Source organism: Paraburkholderia sp. SIMBA_054 (genome assembly GCF_046534875.1).
Classification (GTDB): Bacteria; Pseudomonadota; Gammaproteobacteria; order Burkholderiales; family Burkholderiaceae; genus Paraburkholderia; species Paraburkholderia hospita.
On sequence record NZ_JAWRXV010000756.1, the window covers coordinates 1 to 273 of the forward strand.

General features: G+C 62.3%; 1 pseudogene. It reads left to right on the forward strand.

Annotated features, from left to right (window positions below):
- Positions 1 to 273 (forward strand): annotated as a pseudogene (locus tag SB822_RS57130) (glycosyltransferase family 4 protein); the annotation flags it as partial.

A 273-nucleotide genomic window follows, 5' to 3' on the forward strand; every position in this document is an offset into this window, starting at 1 on the left:
GTTCGCATACGGTCGCAAAGGGCGTGCTCGTCGGCCCTGATCAAACGCACATAAGTTACGTGCATTCGCCGATGCGTCACGCGTGGGACCGGCAGCATGAGTATCTGCGCGAAGCCGGTTTGACGCGCGGGCCGAAGTCCTGGCTCATGCGTGCGTTGCTGCATTATCTGCGCGGCTGGGATTCGCATTCGGCGAATGGCGTCGACCGCCTGATCGCGAATTCGCAATTCGTCGCGCGGCGCATGATGAAAACCTATCGGCGCGACGCCGCCG